General features: G+C 43.5%; 10 protein-coding genes. 7 read left to right on the top strand and 3 right to left on the bottom strand.

From position 1 onward, the window contains the following. Positions 1-82: 82 nt before the first annotated feature. Positions 83-1,375: a peptidoglycan DD-metalloendopeptidase family protein gene (locus Q8W40_RS11640; protein ID WP_305397297.1), complete on the top strand. Its 1,293-nt coding sequence runs from the start codon at positions 83-85 to the stop codon at positions 1,373-1,375. A gap of 90 nt (positions 1,376-1,465) precedes the next feature. On the opposite strand, the gene Q8W40_RS11645 is transcribed toward Q8W40_RS11640, so the two are convergent. The 3 genes from Q8W40_RS11645 to erpA form a co-directional block, all read right to left on the bottom strand. Beyond that, entirely contained in the window at positions 1,466-4,636 is a 3,171-nt protein-coding gene (locus tag Q8W40_RS11645; RefSeq protein ID WP_305397298.1) for an efflux RND transporter permease subunit, read from the bottom strand. 12 nt (positions 4,637-4,648) lie between these two features. Next, positions 4,649-5,731, bottom strand: a complete 1,083-nt coding sequence (locus tag Q8W40_RS11650) for an efflux RND transporter periplasmic adaptor subunit (RefSeq protein ID WP_305397299.1) — start codon at positions 5,729-5,731, stop codon at positions 4,649-4,651. 243 nt (positions 5,732-5,974) lie between these two features. Further along, positions 5,975-6,316 (bottom strand): iron-sulfur cluster insertion protein ErpA, encoded by a 342-nt coding sequence (gene erpA, locus Q8W40_RS11655; RefSeq protein ID WP_101113259.1) that lies wholly within the window; start codon positions 6,314-6,316, stop codon positions 5,975-5,977. Positions 6,317-6,516: 200 nt separating this feature from the next. On the opposite strand from erpA, the gene hemL reads away from it, so the two are divergent. The 6 genes from hemL to Q8W40_RS11685 all read left to right on the top strand — a co-directional run bounded on the left by hemL (position 6,517) and on the right by Q8W40_RS11685 (position 17,602). After that, positions 6,517-7,809: a glutamate-1-semialdehyde 2,1-aminomutase gene (hemL, locus tag Q8W40_RS11660; protein ID WP_305397300.1), complete on the top strand. Its 1,293-nt coding sequence runs from the start codon at positions 6,517-6,519 to the stop codon at positions 7,807-7,809. 247 nt (positions 7,810-8,056) lie between these two features. Then, complete coding sequence (locus tag Q8W40_RS11665; RefSeq protein WP_305397301.1) at positions 8,057-9,142, top strand: AI-2E family transporter; 1,086 nt, start codon at positions 8,057-8,059, stop codon at positions 9,140-9,142. A 90-nt stretch (positions 9,143-9,232) separates the two neighbouring features. Then, positions 9,233-10,258: a 16S rRNA (guanine(1207)-N(2))-methyltransferase RsmC gene (gene rsmC, locus Q8W40_RS11670; RefSeq protein ID WP_305397302.1), complete on the top strand. Its 1,026-nt coding sequence runs from the start codon at positions 9,233-9,235 to the stop codon at positions 10,256-10,258. Between the two features lie 242 nt (positions 10,259-10,500). Further along, positions 10,501-13,890: an ATP-binding protein gene (locus Q8W40_RS11675; RefSeq protein ID WP_305397303.1), complete on the top strand. Its 3,390-nt coding sequence runs from the start codon at positions 10,501-10,503 to the stop codon at positions 13,888-13,890. An 888-nt stretch (positions 13,891-14,778) separates the two neighbouring features. Further along, complete coding sequence (locus Q8W40_RS11680) at positions 14,779-16,458, top strand: ABC transporter substrate-binding protein (RefSeq protein WP_305397304.1); 1,680 nt, start codon at positions 14,779-14,781, stop codon at positions 16,456-16,458. A 157-nt stretch (positions 16,459-16,615) separates the two neighbouring features. Then, positions 16,616-17,602 (top strand): ABC transporter permease, encoded by a 987-nt coding sequence (locus Q8W40_RS11685; RefSeq protein ID WP_101113265.1) that lies wholly within the window; start codon positions 16,616-16,618, stop codon positions 17,600-17,602. The last annotated feature ends 1 nt before the right edge of the window (position 17,603 follow it).

Consider the following 17,603-nt stretch of genomic DNA (forward strand, 5'->3'; position numbering starts at 1 on the left):
TACTTGAATAGCACTCAGTTTTGAAACCAGTTAGACTCAGTAATTGTCTTTTTTATATCATTAACCCAATAAATGGATTCCGATGTCTAAATTCGCACGTCTTTCTCCGTTGCACCGAGTATGGATTGCCTTCTTTTCTGCGATTGTCATCATCGCTGTGTTTCTTCTTCCAGATGCCAGTGAGCTCAAACCCAAGACTCAAAGTTTGGAAGTGGGCAAAGCCTATCCAATCCCCATTGATGGTGCGAACTTAAGCCCAAGCTACGAGCCCAAAACCCTTTCACTGATTCGCTGGGAAACCCATAAAGTACGTTCAGGTGAAAGCGCTGCTGTCCTATTTAGCCGCATAGGGTTGTCTCCTCGTCTTCTACATAACTTGATCAGCAGTAACAAAGAAATCAACAGGCAGCTATCACGTTTGCGCCCCGGAGATACGTTAAAATTTGGCTTTGATGAGAAGAATGAGCTGATTCATTTGAATCGTCAGTTAAACGCCTTTGAAACATTCAGTATTACTCGGTCTGAAGATGGGTATGCCTCCCAGCGGAGTAAGAAAGAGGTCGACATACAATACAATTATGCCGAAGCTGAAATTACTTCGAACTTTTGGAACGCAGGCGTTACCGCCGGTTTAAATGCAAATCAGATTATGGAGCTGGCTGGGATATTTGGCTGGGATATCGACTTTGCCCTAGACATTCGAAAAGGCGATAACTTTCAGGTGCTTTACGAAGAAAAAGTTGTCGAAGGTGAAAAGATTGGACGAGGTAATATCATTGCCGCCATCTTTACCAACCAAGGTGATACATTCAAAGCGATTCGTGACAGAAAAACGGGTAACTATTACGATCAAGACGGGCGCGCAATGAAGAAAGCTTTCCTTCGCTCTCCAATCAACTTCCGTTATGTCAGCTCTAACTTCAACCCACGACGGCTACACCCTGTGACGGGTAAAGTACGCGCGCACAGAGGAACCGACTATGTTGCACCTGTTGGTACACCTATCTGGGCTGCTGGAGACGGTATTGTTGAGAAGTCTGGATACAACAAGTTTAATGGTAATTATGTCTTTATTCGCCACAGCAACACGTACATAACTAAATATCTACACATGAAAAAACGTAGGGTGAAAACAGGGCAAAGAGTAAAACAGGGGCAAACCGTTGGCACTTTAGGGAGCACTGGTAGAGTCACTGGAGCGCACCTTCACTACGAATTTTTGGTTAATGGTGTACACAAAAACCCTCGGACAGTGAAGCTTCCTGAGTCCAAATCGTTAAAAGGAAAAGCGAAGCAAACATTCATTGCCAACTCCAAGCTTCGTCTAGAGCAACTTGATAAATACAAAGTGCTTCTGCAACCCCAAGAAAGTTAGCTTTCGCTGTATTTTCATATCCAAACAAAAACGCCAGCTTAGTGATACTAAGCTGGCGTTTTTCTTTTTAAGTGAGAGTAGTGAAAGAAGTTACGATGCCTCGTTTACCAATTCCAGCTCCGTTTTTTCAGACTGTGTTTTTCCAATAACGGAAGAGTCATCTGATTTGACTTCTGTTTTAGGCTCTCTACCAAGCATGAGTAAGCAAGGTGTCAAAACCAGTGTTAACACTGTCGCAAATGCCAACCCACCCGCAACAGCAGTTGCTAATTGAGACCACCATTGAGTACTTGGCGCACCAAACTCTATCTTCTGATTAATAAGGTCAATGTTCATTTCCAATACCATTGGCAAAAGACCTAAAATAGTGGTCACAGTGGTTAACATAACTGGGCGAAGACGCTGAACTCCGGTACGCAATATCGCATTGGTCTTGTCTAAACCACGTTTTCTCAACTGATTGTATGTATCAATGAGTACTATATTGTTGTTAACGACAATACCCGCCAGCGCAATGACACCAATTCCTGACATAATCACGCCAAATGGTCTTTGGAAAATCAACAAGCCAACAAACACGCCAACAGTAGAAAACAGCACGGCACTCAAAATCAAGAATGCTTGATAGAAGCTATTGAATTGGGTAATCAGAATCAACGCCATCACAGCTAACGCAATCAAGAACGCTTTTTGCAAAAATGCAGACGAGTTTTCTTGCTCCTCATTCTGTCCGCGAATCTTGTATTCCACACCAGCAGGAAGCTCTAGTTTCGCCAAAGCTTCTTCAATCTTAGGCAGTTCATTAGCTAGGTTATATTCCTCACCCTCTTTCATGTCAGCCATGATGTTGATGATACGGTGCCCATCAAGACGTTGGATCGCGTCTTGTTTTTGGTGCGGTTTAATTTCTGCAAAGTTAGTAATTGGCACTAACCCCTGTTGAGTTTTGACTCTCAATTGATCGAAGCGTCCAATATCTCGCTTGTCTTCAGGGAATCGAACCAAAATATCCACTTCTTCATTTGCATCATCGGGAAGGTAATCACCAATTTTCAATCCGTTTGTGACAAATTGAACCGTGTTTCCTACTAAGGTTGCATCCGCCGCAAAACGTGAAGCATCATCGCGTCGAATATCGATTTGCCAGTCGATACCCTCTTTACTGGATGTGTCATTCAAGTTTGTGAACGCAGGATATGAATCCGCCCAATGGCGTACAATTTTCGCTCCTTCGTCCAAATTATCAGGTTGGCTTGAAGACATCTCAATGACTAAATCATTTTCTACTGGGGGACCTGCATCTGGGAATTTGTATTCGATCTCGACCCCTGCAAACTTATCTGTCACTTCACGAAGCTCTTCGATAATAACGGTCACTTTACGACGATACTGCCAATCAATAGGGGTAATTTGGATCTGCCCTATCTCATCTTTTCCACCTGTTTTGGTATAAACACTCTCAAATTCATCGTGCCCTAAAACAGCGGCTTCAACTTCGCGCATGATGGTGTCTTTTTCACGTAATGATAAATCACCATGTGAGCGTACTTTTACAGTAAAGAATGGAGGATCAACCTCAGGGAAGAACTCTGCACCTAGACCGGCTTTGTTATAAGCGAAGCCTACGGCAACGGCCAGTAAGATTGCAGAAAATAGAATTTTGAGAGGATGCTTAATCGCCACAGACAGCGTTTTATAGTATGCCCTTGTTAAACCAGTCGCTTTTTCAAAGTCGCCATCATGCAAGGCCACCATTTCTTTCTGCTTAGCGGGAGAAACGTACTGCTGTTTACCTAACAGCCCCCCAAGAACTGGAACAAACAACAGCGCCATGACCAAAGATGCACTTAACGTAGCAATCAGCGTCAGCGGTAGATACTTCATGAACTCGCCCGTGGTATCGGGCCAGAATAGTAAGGGAGCAAATGCCGCCAGCGTAGTAGCGGTAGAAGCGGTAATAGGCCACGCCATTCGTTTTGCTGCATCTCGGTAGGCCTGTTTCTTATCGACACCTTCTTGCATTCTTCTGTCTGCAAATTCGGTGACTACAATGGCACCATCCACCAGCATACCGACGGCCATGATCAACGAGAAAAGAACGACAATATTAACCGTCAAGCCAAATATTGCGAGAACCAGCAACCCAGTAAGAAATGATCCAGGAATGGATACACCCACTAAGAAAGCCGTTCGCGTACCAAGAATCGCAATGATCACGATGACAACAAGAATGATCGCAGAAAGAATGTTGTTTTGAAGATCATTAAGCATGGTCTTCACATCTTTCGATTCATCCCACGTATATTTAACTAACAGGTTTGAAGGCCAATCGTCACGTTTCTGCGCCTCTGCTAGAACCAGCTTAACCAGATCAACAGTTTCAATGATGTTTTCGCCTGCTCGTTTCTTCACATCGAGAACGACAGCGGACTCTCCATCGAGTCGAGCGTAACTTTCAGGATCTCGGAATGCGCGTCTTACGGTCGCGATATCACCAAATGTAATGACTTGTTTTCCATCAACTTTTACCGGTAGCTCTAAGACGTCTTTTAGAGAGTCAAAAACCGAAGGCACTTTGACAGAAAATCGTCCGTAGCCAGTATCAACAAAACCAGCTGCAACAACTTTGTTATTTTGAGCAATTAGATTGTAGATATCGCCTTGATCAAGACCATAGCTTTCCATGAGAAGCGGATCGACAATGATTTCAACAACATCATCGCGGTCACCAGCAATATCGACTTCAAGAACCTGACGGAAACCTTCCAGCTTATCTCGTATTTGGCGCCCCACCTGAACAATAGTACGTTCCGGTACTGTCCCGTATAGCACAACAGATAAAATAGGCTGTGCGGAAGCCAAAGTTACTTCGTTAACGGTTGGTTCGTCGCTGTCTGCTGGCAGCTTAGCTTTGGCTAAATCCACCGCCTCACGAACATCAGCCATTGCTTTATTGAGGTCAACACCAACATTGAATTCCAGCATGACAGAAGCATGACCTTCTGAAGCGGTGGAATTCATCTCTTTTACACCTTCAATTGAGCGTAGCTCTTGCTCAATAGGTCGTACAAGCAGTCGCTCTGAATCTCCAGGCGAGATACCTTGGTGTCCAACAGACACATAAATAATTGGAATGGTAATATCCGGGCTGGATTCTTTAGGGATCGCTTGGTAAGTCAGTGCCCCTGCAACCAAAATCAAGACCAACAAAGTCAGCATTGTACGGCTACGCGAGAGTGCTGCATCAATTACAGAATACATAATACAGCCCTCTTATTGGCGAGTAGCGATTACGGAATCGCCATCACGGACGAATCCTTGACCAACAGTAATGATATCCACTTCACTGCCTAGCCCTGTCAGCCAAACACCGTCTTGTTCCGCTTTAACCAATTGAATGGGAATAAACTTAACTATGTCTTTGGCTTGAACCGTTTTCACGCCTAAGTTCCCAGATTCATCTAGCGCTAACATTGCGGGCGTAACTTTAACAGCAAGCTGAGTCTCCAGCTCTAAATCAACTTCAGCGCTCACACCTGCTGGTGTTTTCTGCCCTTTATTTGGAATTTCAATTTCAATGGCAAACGTATTTGTAGATAAAGAGGAAACACGAGAAAGATAGCGTAAACGCCCTTCAATAATCTCCCCAGTCACCAAGCGAATAGAAGCAAGTTGATTCAGTTTAAGTTGATGAACATGGCGCTCGCTGACGTCTGCCTCAATAACCAACTTAGAAAGGTCTAAGACTTTCGCGACGGGATCACCCACACCTACAAAGTCCCCAACTTCAATCATCATGTCTTCAACAAAGCCAGAGAAAGGTGCTTTAACTTCAGTATTGCTTAGAGCCAATTGTGCATTTCGAACACCAGCTCGAGCGTCGGTTAAAGAAGCTTGAGCATTGCTGTAAGCAACCTCACCTTGTAGTCCTCTTTTTTTCAAAGAGTTCGCTGCTTTAAATTCTTTCTCTTTTACAGTCAGTAATGCTTTGGCTTTCTCAAGCCTAATATCCAAATCCGCTTTGTCTATTTGGGCAATAGCTTGTCCTTTTTTAACAAAGTCACCTTTACTCGCTTTGAGAGCGATAATTTTTCCGGCGATTTCTGCGCCGAGAGTGGCTTCACGGTTTGGTGCGGTACGACCATAGAGGTTAATATTTTTGGCTGTGGGTTGAGCTATAAAACTATCAACAACAACCTTTGCGAGTGGGATGGTTTCTTCTTGCTTATTACTTTGGGGAGATTCTTCCGCTTTCAGAATGCCAAGACCAAGCCAAACGGTGAGAATAGTAACGAGTATGAGGGAAACTAGCCAAGGGCGTTGAGAGAAAAAGCCATTAGTTCTTGCAACTGGCATACAAATTCCTTGTTATATTTTTTTGTCTTATACGACTTCCTAACGCAAAAGACTCAATTTAGACGGGGATTATATCTGAGCAACCTTAAGCTCAGATTAACATTGAATGACCCAATGCTAATCAAGTATACGGAAACAATACACCGCACCGAACGGTGTTTTGCAAGTAAACTCAAAAAAAAATGAAAAAACCCAGTAAATTACTGGGTTTTCATGGAATTAAAGGACGTATTAAAACTGCGACTAGACGCTAAATGACGCTCCGCAACCACATGTTGTCGTTGCGTTAGGGTTGTTGACAAAGAAGCGACTGCCTTCTAAACCTTCAGTGTAGTCAACAATCCCCCCCATTAGGTACTGAAGACTCATAGGATCTACAACAAGAACAACACCATCATTTTCGATAATCGAGTCACCTTCATTGACGGACTCATCAAAAGTAAATCCGTATTGAAAACCACTGCAGCCACCTCCAGTGATGTATACACGCAATTTTAGTTCTGGATTTTCTTCTTCAGAAATTAGGAGCTTTACACGTGCTGCCGCCGTATCTGAAAAGGACAAGGGTACATTTATTTCACTCACAACGACCTCTCTCACGCGGCTTATTTCATCAATACGCCGACTTATTAAAATTTCGATTATTGGCTGATTATCTAATACCTGACTGTTACGTTCAAGTATTGCCTATTTCAACCTAAGTCACACAAAACTTTAAATTGGATAATGCAAAAATCGCGGTTACCGTTACAATGCGTGCGTTCAACTTAAATAAGGATTTCTCCATGACCAAATCAGCCGAGCTGTATCAAAAAGCGCAAGATATTATCCCGGGAGGCGTTAACTCCCCTGTACGCGCTTTTAATGGCGTAGGTGGCTCACCGCTATTTATAGAACGAGCTGACGGCGCATTTATCTTTGATGCTGATGGTAAAGCTTACATAGACTATGTTGGTTCATGGGGACCAATGATTCTAGGTCACAACCATGTTGCTGTTCGCGATGCCGTAGTAGAAGCCGCTAATCGCGGACTTAGTTTTGGTGCGCCAACCGAAATGGAAATCAAAATGGCGGAGTTGGTGTCGACATTAGTTCCTTCAATGGAGCAACTTCGCATGGTGAGCTCTGGGACTGAAGCCACTATGAGTGCGATTCGATTAGCTCGTGGCTACACTGGTCGAGATAAGATTCTGAAATTTGAAGGCTGTTATCACGGTCATGCAGACAGTCTATTGGTGAAAGCAGGCTCAGGAGCTCTCACCCTTGGTCAGCCAAGCTCTCCGGGTGTACCTGCCGATTTTGCTAAATATACTCTTACTGCGACTTTTAACGATCTAGAGTCGGTAAAAGAGCTGTTTGCTGCAAACAAAGGGGAAATCGCCTGCATTATTGTAGAACCTGTTGCGGGTAATATGAACTGTATTCCTCCTGTCGATGGTTTCCACGAAGGTTTACGTAGCCTCTGCGATCAAGAAGGCGCTTTGCTGATTTTTGATGAAGTCATGACGGGGTTCCGTGTTGCACAAGGTGGCGCTCAGGCTTACTACAATATTCAGCCAGATTTGACTACGTTAGGTAAAGTGATTGGCGGTGGTATGCCAGTCGGTGCATTTGGTGGTAAGAAAGAAGTCATGCAACATATCGCACCAACAGGACCTGTCTATCAAGCGGGTACCCTTTCTGGTAACCCAGTGGCAATGGCTGCTGGCTACGCTTGTTTGCAGGAATTAACGTGCGAAGGTAATGAACAACGTCTGGCCGACGTGACCAAACAACTGGCTGATGGATTCAAAGAATTAGCCGATAAAAATGGTATTCCTTTGGTTGTGAACCAAGTCGGTGGGATGTTTGGATTCTTCTTTACGGATCAGACTAACGTAACTAGCTATGAAGACGTCACAAAATGCGATATTGAGCGTTTTAAACGATTCTTCCACCTCATGCTTGATCACGGTGTTTATCTTGCACCTTCCGCATTTGAAGCAAGCTTCACTTCTTTGGCGCACGGCAGCAAAGAAATTGATGCAACGTTGGAAGCGGCAGACCGCTGTCTTGCGATCCTTGCTTCTGAAGCATAAATTCTTACACCGATTTTTAATAAAAATCAGTCTATTTAGGGCAGCCTTCGCTGCCCTTTTTATCGCCTATGGAGAATAACTAAAGCGAGAAGTACACAAACATATAGTGTAAATAGCGATACTCGGCTTCTTTTTCCTGAGCACGCCTTCTCTTTCCTACATCACGCCATAACGTTTTTCTTTTGTTGATAACCAATTGTATTACCGCCATTATAATGCACAGACTATAAAGATTAGAGGCAATACCGTGTCAGATAAACTCAAGTTATCTTCCAGCCACTGGGTACTCGTACTCGCACTTTTGGCTGCTGGTTATGCGTGCTATTTGCTTGTCCAGCCCTACGTTAACTCCATTATTTTGGCTTTCATTATTTCTCTTCTTATGTTTCCTGTGCATGAGTGGCTAGAAAACAAAATGCCAAAATACAGAAACACTGCATCTGTCCTATCTTGCGTGTTACTCACCGTCATCATTGTTTTGCCTTTATTAGCCGTATTTGCGGCCATTGTTCAGCAAGGATCCGGTTTTTCTCAAAACGCTTATAACTGGCTAACTCACGGTGGAATTCAAGAAGCCACCTCGCATCCTTTTGTTATCAAAGCACTCGGCTTTATTAATGAATACCTGCCTTTTGATGCAATAGACCCGCAGCAAATCGCCCAGAAAGTCGCCGAGTTTGTCTCTCAGTTTGGTTCTCAGTTAGTGGCATTTAGTGCCAAAGTACTTGGGGATGCGACCAACTTCTTAATGGATTTCTTCTTGATGCTGTTTGTGCTTTTCTTCCTTTTAAGAGATCACGACAAAATCATTAAAGCTATCCGCCATATACTTCCTCTTTCTCGTAGCCAAGAAGATAGGCTGCTTGAAGAAATTGAGAAAGTATCAAAGTCGGCAGTTTTAGGGTCATTTCTCACTGCGATCGCTCAAGGCTTGGCAGGCGGTATTGGAATGTGGCTAGCGGGTTTCCCAGGGCTATTTTGGGGAACAATGATGGGATTCGCTTCCTTCATTCCACTGGTTGGTACCGCTTTAATATGGATACCAGCGGCAATTTACCTATTTGTTACAGGTGACACGGGTTGGGCAATCTTCTTAACCATATGGAGTGTCGTCATTGTTGGTTCTATCGATAACATCTTACGTCCTCTGCTAATGCAGGGCAGTGCTGGGATGAATACACTGATGATTTTCTTCTCCCTATTAGGGGGTATCCAGCTGTTCGGGTTAATAGGTTTAATCTATGGTCCACTCATCTTTGCCGTCACCATGGTGCTGTTCACTATTTATGAAGAAGAGTTCCAAACCTTCTTAAATAAACAAGATAACAGTTAAAATCTGTTGACCTAATTCCTTCATAGACACTTCAAGCTATGGTCGGATTGTGCGAGAATCCGACCATATTTTTCTTTTCGAGATCCTTTCATGTCAGCATTTACCGCTCCTAGCCAAATTGCAGAGCGAAATCTGGAATATTTTAATGGCAAACACGTATTGGTTGCGGGCGAAGCAGAAGATCTGTTTCCAATAGAACTCGCCAAGAACTGTGAAAGTGTTTCCGTATTTACCACGCATTATGGATACTATCGCCAACTCGAAAGTCACTCCTCTATTCAACGTTTTTTCGGTGAAGAATTCACAGCGCCAAGTCAGGCTGATCTCATCTTGCTGTATTGGCCAAAAGCAAAAGCAGAAGCCGAATATTTGTTGGCAATGTTGATGAGCAAATTCGGTGTCGATACAGAAATTGTCGTCATTGGAGAAAACCGTTCTGGCATCAAAAGTATAGAAAAATTCTTTAAACCCTATGGTGTCATTAAGAAATACGACTCAGCGCGCCGTTGCTCTTTTTACTGGGGGCAATGTACCTCTGAGCCCCCTGAATTTGACATTCAGCAGTGGTACAAAAGCTATTCATTAAGCATTGGCGGGACTGACTTAACCATAAAAAGTCTACCGGGTGTTTTTAGCCATGGTGAATTTGATCTTGGTACTCAACTACTATTGAAAACGCTCCCTAACTTAGCAGGAAAAGTGCTCGACTTCGGGTGTGGTGCAGGGGTTATTGGCGCTGCGATGGCGAATCAATTCCCAGAAATAAACTTGTCTATGTGCGATGTCAGCGCACTGGCTGTTGCATCTTCCAAAGCAACACTTGCAGCCAACAATATTGAAGGTCACGTGTTTGCAACAGACGTGTATTCAGATATGAATGATTCTTATGATTTTTTAATATCTAACCCACCGTTTCATTCAGGCTTAGATACTAGCTACAGTGCGACAGAAACGTTATTGGCCCAAGCCCCTACTTACTTGAATAAAAGAGGGACATTACACATCGTCGCCAATAGCTTTCTAAAATATCCTCCAATTATTGAAAAAGCATTTGGTCACTGCGAGTTAGCTGACAAAACAACAAAGTTCGCTATTTACCAAGCAAATAAAGCATAACAGATTGAGTTTACCTGCCAGCCTGATCTCTCATGCTGGCGTTGCTTTTGCACCAATACTCATGCGACTGTTGCTTAGCGAGACTCAATTTTTGCGTTATTGACCACGATTTATATGGCACTTACTTGATTAAGAAAAAAAACCTCGTATAAACGTTAAAATCGTCATTTCCCGTTTTGTCGTTTTCGTCGCAGCTTACGAAAACGGCTTGAGTTGTTAATAGGCTTTTTTAAACGACACTTATGTTTAAACCTAATAAAAAACAAAAATTTAAACGTCTTCAGCACACGTTGATGGTGGCTTTTCTCGTTTTGAGTATCACGCCACTGACTATGATCGCGCTGTTTTTTCTCCAGTCCCATAGTAAAGATTTACAAGAACAAAGTACGTCTCACCTCCTTTCAGTTCGAGATACAAAAAAACAACAGTTACTCGATTATTTCGAAGCCAAAGAGTCCGAGGTTATGGGCTTTGTCCGTTCTGAACTGGCGTACAATAGCGGAGGAAGGTTCTACGGTTTAATAAATGCTTTCAATAACTTGGGCGAGACCATTGAGCAAGCTCGAGACTATGCACAACAGCGTTATATACAAGGTTCTGGCGATCAAATAAAAACGTCGGTATTACCAGAATCCGAAGACTATCAGGGTAGTGAGCGCTACCGATTAATGCACAAACGCTATCACCGCCGCTACGTTGATTTGCTTAAACGTAGCGATTTTGACGATATTTTATTAGTAGATATGGATGGTAATGTCGTTTATTCCCTAAATAAATACGACAATTACGGTACTAATCTAAATACCGGAAAATACAGTGAAAGTAATCTAGGCAAAACTTTTAACGCGTTAAAAGAAAAAGTTAGAAAGCACAAAGACAACCAAGATTTCACGCCTATCGCCATGTCGGACTTTGCTTTAGAAGGCAACGAACATGTTGCGTGGTTTGCTGCTCCCATTGTACAGCATGAATACTTACACAGTTACGCGCTATTTCGTTTACCGAGCACCAAACTTTTGTCGCTGTTTGAAGATGCTGCAACGAGTAAAACCATCAAGGCTTTCTTAGTTGGTGAAGATAAAGCAGCTCGTATTTTTAACGTATCTCAAGAAGAAATTGACGAAAGTGCCGAGATTATCGATCTCGCATTGAGCGATCAAACTTCGGTAAAAACGTTTGTGAACACTTCTGGTGAAAACATTATTGCCGCGTATACGAATATTCAAATTCAAAACATTGAATGGGCATTGGTCGCAGAGCGTACAGAAGCAGAAGCTTTTGCGCGAATTCAACAGCTTGAAAAAGTGTTTGTGGTCGCCATGTTTATCGCCATTATCTTGGTGGTGATTTGTTCGCATTATTTGTCTAATTTTATTACCTCCCCTCTTCTCAAGCTCACTTGGTCTGCGGAACGAGTGTCGGCAGGTGATCTTGATGAAGTGATGTTTGAAACAAAACGTAAAGATGAAATCGGCAGATTAGGTGTCAGCTTCCAGCGAATGCAGCGCTCAATACGTGAGAAAATTCTAACGATCAAATCTCAGAATGAAGAGCTTGAAGCGCACTTGAAGGTGATTCAGACCCAAAATGATGAACTGCAACTTGCCAATAAGTTAAAAGATGAATTTCTCGCAACAACTTCACATGAATTGAGAACCCCACTACACGGAATGGTAGGCATTGCCGAGGCTCTCATCAGTGGCGCAAACGGTCCTATTCCAGCCAATCAGAAACACCAACTCGACATCATCATTAACAGCGGTCAGCGGCTGGCGACTTTGGTTGATGACTTGCTTGATTACCATAAGATGCGTTATGGCAGCTTAGATATTCAAGTATCCGCGGTAAACTTGTCCTCATCGACTCGACTTGTTTTGGAGTTGTCTCAGCATTTGTTGGGGAACAAATCCATTCGCATCATTAATCAAGTCCCAATGGATCTTCCTTTGGTTTCCGCAGATCCTCAGCGCATTGAGCAAGTACTTTACAACCTAATCGGTAATGCTATTAAGTACACGTCGGAGGGTAAAATCGTTATTTCCGCTACCGTACTCGACGAAAAACTTAGGGTACAAGTTGTCGATACCGGTCAAGGTATACCGGCAGAACAACTTGAACATATATTCGAGCCCTTGATTCAAGCAGGACAAGACTCTAGTCGCTATCGACAAGGCGCAGGGCTAGGGCTATCGATTAGCCGCCAGTTAATTGAACTGATGGGTGGGACACTGTATGTCAGTAGCCAACCTTTAGTGGGTACCACATTCAGTTTCTCGCTACCTTTAGCCTCCGAGGAAGAGATTTCGATATCCAAACAATTGGGGACAACACAAAGCCACTTTCAGGCACCCGATAGTTCAGACAGTGCCAAACTGGATGAGAATTCACTACCTGAAAACCCAGATGGTCCACTGATTGTCGTCGCTGATGACGAACCCGTAAATCTACAGATTCTGGATAGCTTCCTGAAAATGGAAGGCTACAGAGTAAAAACGGCGAAAGACGGAACAGAAGCATTAGAATTGGTTCAGCTAGAAAAGCCTGACCTACTCCTTTTAGACGTTATGATGCCAGGCTTAAGCGGGTATCAAGTATGTGAGCAAGTCAGGTTGAGTTATGACCACTCTGAGTTACCTGTCATCATGCTTACCGCTTTAAGTCAAACTAACGACAGAATCAAAGGCTTTGATAGCGGTGCCAATGACTATCTCACTAAGCCATTCAACAAATTAGAGCTAGCATCGCGTATTAAAGCTCACCTCGCTGCAGGTAAAGCAGAGCTAAGGCGGATTGAAAATGACAAACTGCAAGCCGAATTAAAGCAGCGTGCACTTGTAGAGGCAAACTTGCTTGAAACCCAAGGTAGGTTGCTTGAACAATTAGAATCTGCTCCCGAAGCTATTCTCTGTCTGCGGGATGATGGTCGAATCCGTTTCGCAAATGAAGCAGCAGCAAAACTGTTTAAGCGGACGCAAGAGCAACTTAAACGCTCTAATGGCGATGAAGTTATCGCCCCTAAATACCTCAACCTTCAGGAAGATCACTTCTGCGGTGGTATTGACGTATACGTCGACGATCGACGCGACCACATTTCTGCGGATGTGCTTAAGCTCCCAGAAGGCTCTGATATCCACTATATGTATATCTTCAATGTTGGTGGCGGCTTGAACGCAGCCAGAATTAACAACCTAGAAACCGCCGTAGAGGCGCTATCAAGCTACGCATTTGAAGGGGATAAAGGTAAGCTCCAACAGCTCAAAGAATTAGGCGGCGAGTTTACACGTATCGCCGACAAAGTATCTGGACGCGGTGGTGATAAACAGGAACTAATGAGAGAAATTCTCGTCGATTCAATGACGACAGCCATCGATTACTGGGAATCTGAAACGGGTCAGACTAAATTCTCTTTTGCCGAGCAAAGTGGCCTATGGCGTGTATACCTAGACAGAAGCACACTTCAAACTCGAACTCTTGATAAGTATTTAAGAGTAGAAACACTACCAAAAACGCCTCGATGGCGGACCGTCATTAACTCTATCGAGTTCATACTAGAACATTGTCACACTCCTAGTGGTCAGCGTGAGAAGTTGATTACGCTAAGAGACAAGCTGCAAAAACTTTTGACTTCGTAGCTCACACGCAGGCTTATTAAAGTAAAAGTCATTAAAGCAAACGGAGGCTTCGATTATGAAGCCTTTTTTATTGCTAGTTTCCGTTGCTCTTTCTACTCAACAAAATGCCTTACTCCAATCACATTCAACCATATACCTGTAACGTATTCTGACCTACCCAGCTTGATTTAAATAAGAAGCCACAAACCTTCAAGCCTCCTTTGCACCTCTAGAAAGGTATGATAATTGAGTGATTTTCTATTCAACGCTCAGTATTTTTATTAAGGAAATCCTCTACAGAAAAAAGGGATATTTTCACTGTTATCTTTCGCTTGTTTTCACGAACAACTGGGTTATTTTACCGTTTAAATTAACCTTAAAATCGCACACCTAAATCACCTCTAATTTCGTTATTTTTACGAATTTATCAGGTAAACACCCCGTTTTGTTACGTCTTTGAGAAGCCAGTCACAACAAATTGTCAGAATAATTTTATCGATGTAAATTAACGTAAGAACCGCATAGTGAGTAAGATCTCTTTAAAAAGACAAACCTGAAACACACTATAAAAAATAATGAACAAACAGTTAGCAATCACTAACCAAGATACTATGAAACAGCACTTTACTAGACATTGATCACACCAATAAAACTGACTAAAAAACACACACCGAAGCTTATTTTGACGTTTATGACGTAGTTAAACGTGGTTTTAACGTATTTAACGTACACCCTATTTGACCATTTACTCTGCAAGGTGTTTTCTTAGCCTTGACCGAGGGCTATAGGCCACCCAACTTCTCTCAAATTTCGAAGTTGGAGGATGTTGGGATAGCCGCGGCGAGTGTTTATCAATTGATGACATTCACATCCATTTAGTGAAATAAAAGCAATGAGTAAGGAACAGCTATGCTTGCCAATATTAAGAAGACAGCGCTAGCAGTCGCAGTAGTTGCTGCAGCAACTGCCGTCGCTCCTGTAGTTTCAGCTGCAGAGCGTAGTGAACTGACTATTCACCCTAAAGAGTTCACCACGTTCGTTCGTAACTTCAACCCATTCTTGGGCGCAACTCACCTTCACACAACTTGGGACTTCCTATACGAGCCTTTAGTTGTGTTTAACGAAATGCACGGCAACACGCCAGTTATGCGTTTGGCTGAAGACTTCAAAATGTCTGACGACCTAATGAGCGTAACCTTTGACATCCGTAAGGGTGTGAAATGGTCGGATGGCGAAAAGTTCACTGCAGACGACGTTGTATTCTCTTTCGATCTTGTAAAGAAAACACCGGCTCTTGACCAACACGGTACAAACAACTGGGTTGCAAACGTTGAAAAAATCGACGAGTACAAAGTACGTTTCCGTTTGACTGAAGCTAACTCAAATGTACCTTACGAAATTGCTAAAGTTTCTATCGTACCTGAGCACGTTTGGTCTAAAGTTGAAGATCCAACAACATTTATGAACGAGAACCCTGTTGGTTCAGGTCCGTTCACAGAAATTGCTACTTTCACACCTCAACTTTACGTTCAATGTCGTAACCCACAATACTGGGACAACGATAACCTAGAAGTTGATTGTCTGCGTGTTCCACAAATCGCAAACAACGACCAGTTCCTAGGCAAAGTTGTAAACAGCGAAATGGACTGGACTTCTTCATTCATTCCTGACATTGACCGTACTTACGCAGCAGCAAGCCCTAAACACAACTACTGGTACCCGCCAGCAGGTACTCAGGCGTTTGTTGTAAACTTCAAGCACCCTGATGCAGCGAAGAACGAAGCACTTAACAATGTAGAATTCCGTCGTGCGTTCTCAATGGCTCTAGACCGTCAAACTATCATCGACATCGCGTTCTACGGTGGCGGTACAGTGAATGACTTCGCATCTGGTCTAGGTTATGCGTTTGAAGCATGGTCTGATGAAAAGACTCACAACAAGTACAAAGGCTACAACACGTACAATGTCGATGGTGCTAAAGCACTTCTGAAGAAAGCTGGATTCAAAGACGTAAACAACGATGGTTTCGTTGACACGCCATCTGGTAAGTCTTTTGAGCTGTTGGTTCAGTCTCCAAACGGTTGGACTGACTTCAACAACACAGTACAGCTAGCGGTTGAGCAACTTCAAGAAGTTGGTATCAAAGCACGTGCTCGTACACCAGACTTCTCTGTGTACAACCAAGCGATGCTTGAAGGTACTTACGACGTTGCATACACAAACTACTTCCACGGTGCTGACCCGTACCTATACTGGAACAGTGCATACAACTCAAACCTTCAAGAAGGTAAAGGTATGCCTCGTTTTGCAATGCACTACTTCAAAGACAGCAAGCTAGATTCACTTCTAGACAGCTTCTACAAGACTGCAAACAAAAACGAGCAGCTTGAAATCGCTCATGGTATTCAGCAAATCATCGCGTCTAACCAAGTAACGATTCCTGTAATGTCTGGTGCTTACATGTACCAATACAACACAGCTCGTTTCACAGGTTGGTGGAGTGAGAAGAATCCTAAGGGACGTCCAAATGTTTGGGCTGGTATCCCTGAGCGTCTGCTTCACGTACTGGACCTGAAACCAGTTAAGTAAGCAATAACCTTTGCGGTGCGCATTCCGTGCACCGCTCTCTAAACCCTCTCCCTAGTTGTTTAAGGTATGGCGCTCGTCGTCAGGGGGTTTTTCGTTCCAAAAAGAGCGTCCTGAATCCAGGATCAGGTAAAAAATCTGGGTGAGTAAGGTATAAGTTATGGGATATTTTTTAAGACGTTTGTCGTTTTACTTTATTGCGCTGTTAGTTGCAGCCACTTTGAACTTCATCATTCCGCGAGCAATGCCAGGTGACCCAGTTACCATGATGTTCGCTAACGCTTCTGTTCAGGTAACACCTGAGCGTATTGAAGCAATGAAACAACTTCTGGGCTTTGTGGATGGTCCAATTTGGGTACAGTATTTTGCCTACATGAAAAACATCCTAAGCTGGGAACTGGGCACTTCAATTCAGTTCTACCCTCTTAGCGTAAACGAACTACTTGGTAGCGCGTTTGGCTGGTCTCTTTTCCTAGCCGGTACTGCCGTTGTTCTATCATTTTCAATCGGTTCTATCTTAGGTATTTTCGCTGCGTGGAAACGTGGTAGCCGTTACGACACCTTTATCACTCCAGGTATGCTGATCATTCAAGCGGTACCGCAGGTTGTTATCGCGATGCTAGCCCTGTTTACCTTTGCGATTGGCCTTAAGTGGTTCCCTACGGGTTACGCTTACACGGCGGGTACATTACCTGAATGGACAAGCTGGGAGTTTTACAAAGACGCCGCTTACCACGCTGTTCTTCCATTATTCTGTGCTTCAGTCGTACAAATCGGTGGCTTCTTGGTGAACATGCGTAACAACATGATCAACCTATTGGCTGAAGATTACATCACCATGGCGAAAGGTAAGGGTCTGAGCGAAAACCGTGTGGTATTCAACTACGCAGCCCGTAACGCCTTACTTCCAAGTGTGACAGCGTTGTCTATGTCTCTTGGCATGGCGATCGGTGGTCAGCTTATCATCGAAATCATCTTTAACTACCCTGGTCTTGGCTCGGTGCTATTTAACGCTATTCACGCTCGTGATTACCAAGTTCTTCAGGGACAACTACTCATTATGACCCTGTTTATGCTGTTCTTTAACCTGGTTGCAGACATGTTGTATGTGGTTCTTGACCCACGCCTACGTAAGGGAGGCAAATAAT

Origin of the sequence: Vibrio penaeicida (assembly GCF_030689305.1) — a bacterium.
Taxonomy (GTDB): Bacteria; Pseudomonadota; Gammaproteobacteria; order Enterobacterales; family Vibrionaceae; genus Vibrio; species Vibrio penaeicida_B.

Bases quoted from the DNA above. Each gene is read 5' to 3' on its own strand.
- Q8W40_RS11640 (WP_305397297.1), top strand. From the start codon at position 83: ATGTCTAAATTCGCACGTCTTTCTCCGTTGCACCGAGTATGGATTGCC.
- Q8W40_RS11645 (WP_305397298.1), bottom strand. From the start codon at position 4,636: ATGTATTCTGTAATTGATGCAGCACTCTCGCGTAGCCGTACAATGCTG.
- Q8W40_RS11650 (WP_305397299.1), bottom strand. From the start codon at position 5,731: ATGCCAGTTGCAAGAACTAATGGCTTTTTCTCTCAACGCCCTTGGCTA.
- hemL (WP_305397300.1), top strand. From the start codon at position 6,517: ATGACCAAATCAGCCGAGCTGTATCAAAAAGCGCAAGATATTATCCCG.
- rsmC (WP_305397302.1), top strand. From the start codon at position 9,233: ATGTCAGCATTTACCGCTCCTAGCCAAATTGCAGAGCGAAATCTGGAA.
- Q8W40_RS11675 (WP_305397303.1), top strand. From the start codon at position 10,501: ATGTTTAAACCTAATAAAAAACAAAAATTTAAACGTCTTCAGCACACG.
- Q8W40_RS11680 (WP_305397304.1), top strand. From the start codon at position 14,779: ATGCTTGCCAATATTAAGAAGACAGCGCTAGCAGTCGCAGTAGTTGCT.
- Q8W40_RS11685 (WP_101113265.1), top strand. From the start codon at position 16,616: ATGGGATATTTTTTAAGACGTTTGTCGTTTTACTTTATTGCGCTGTTA.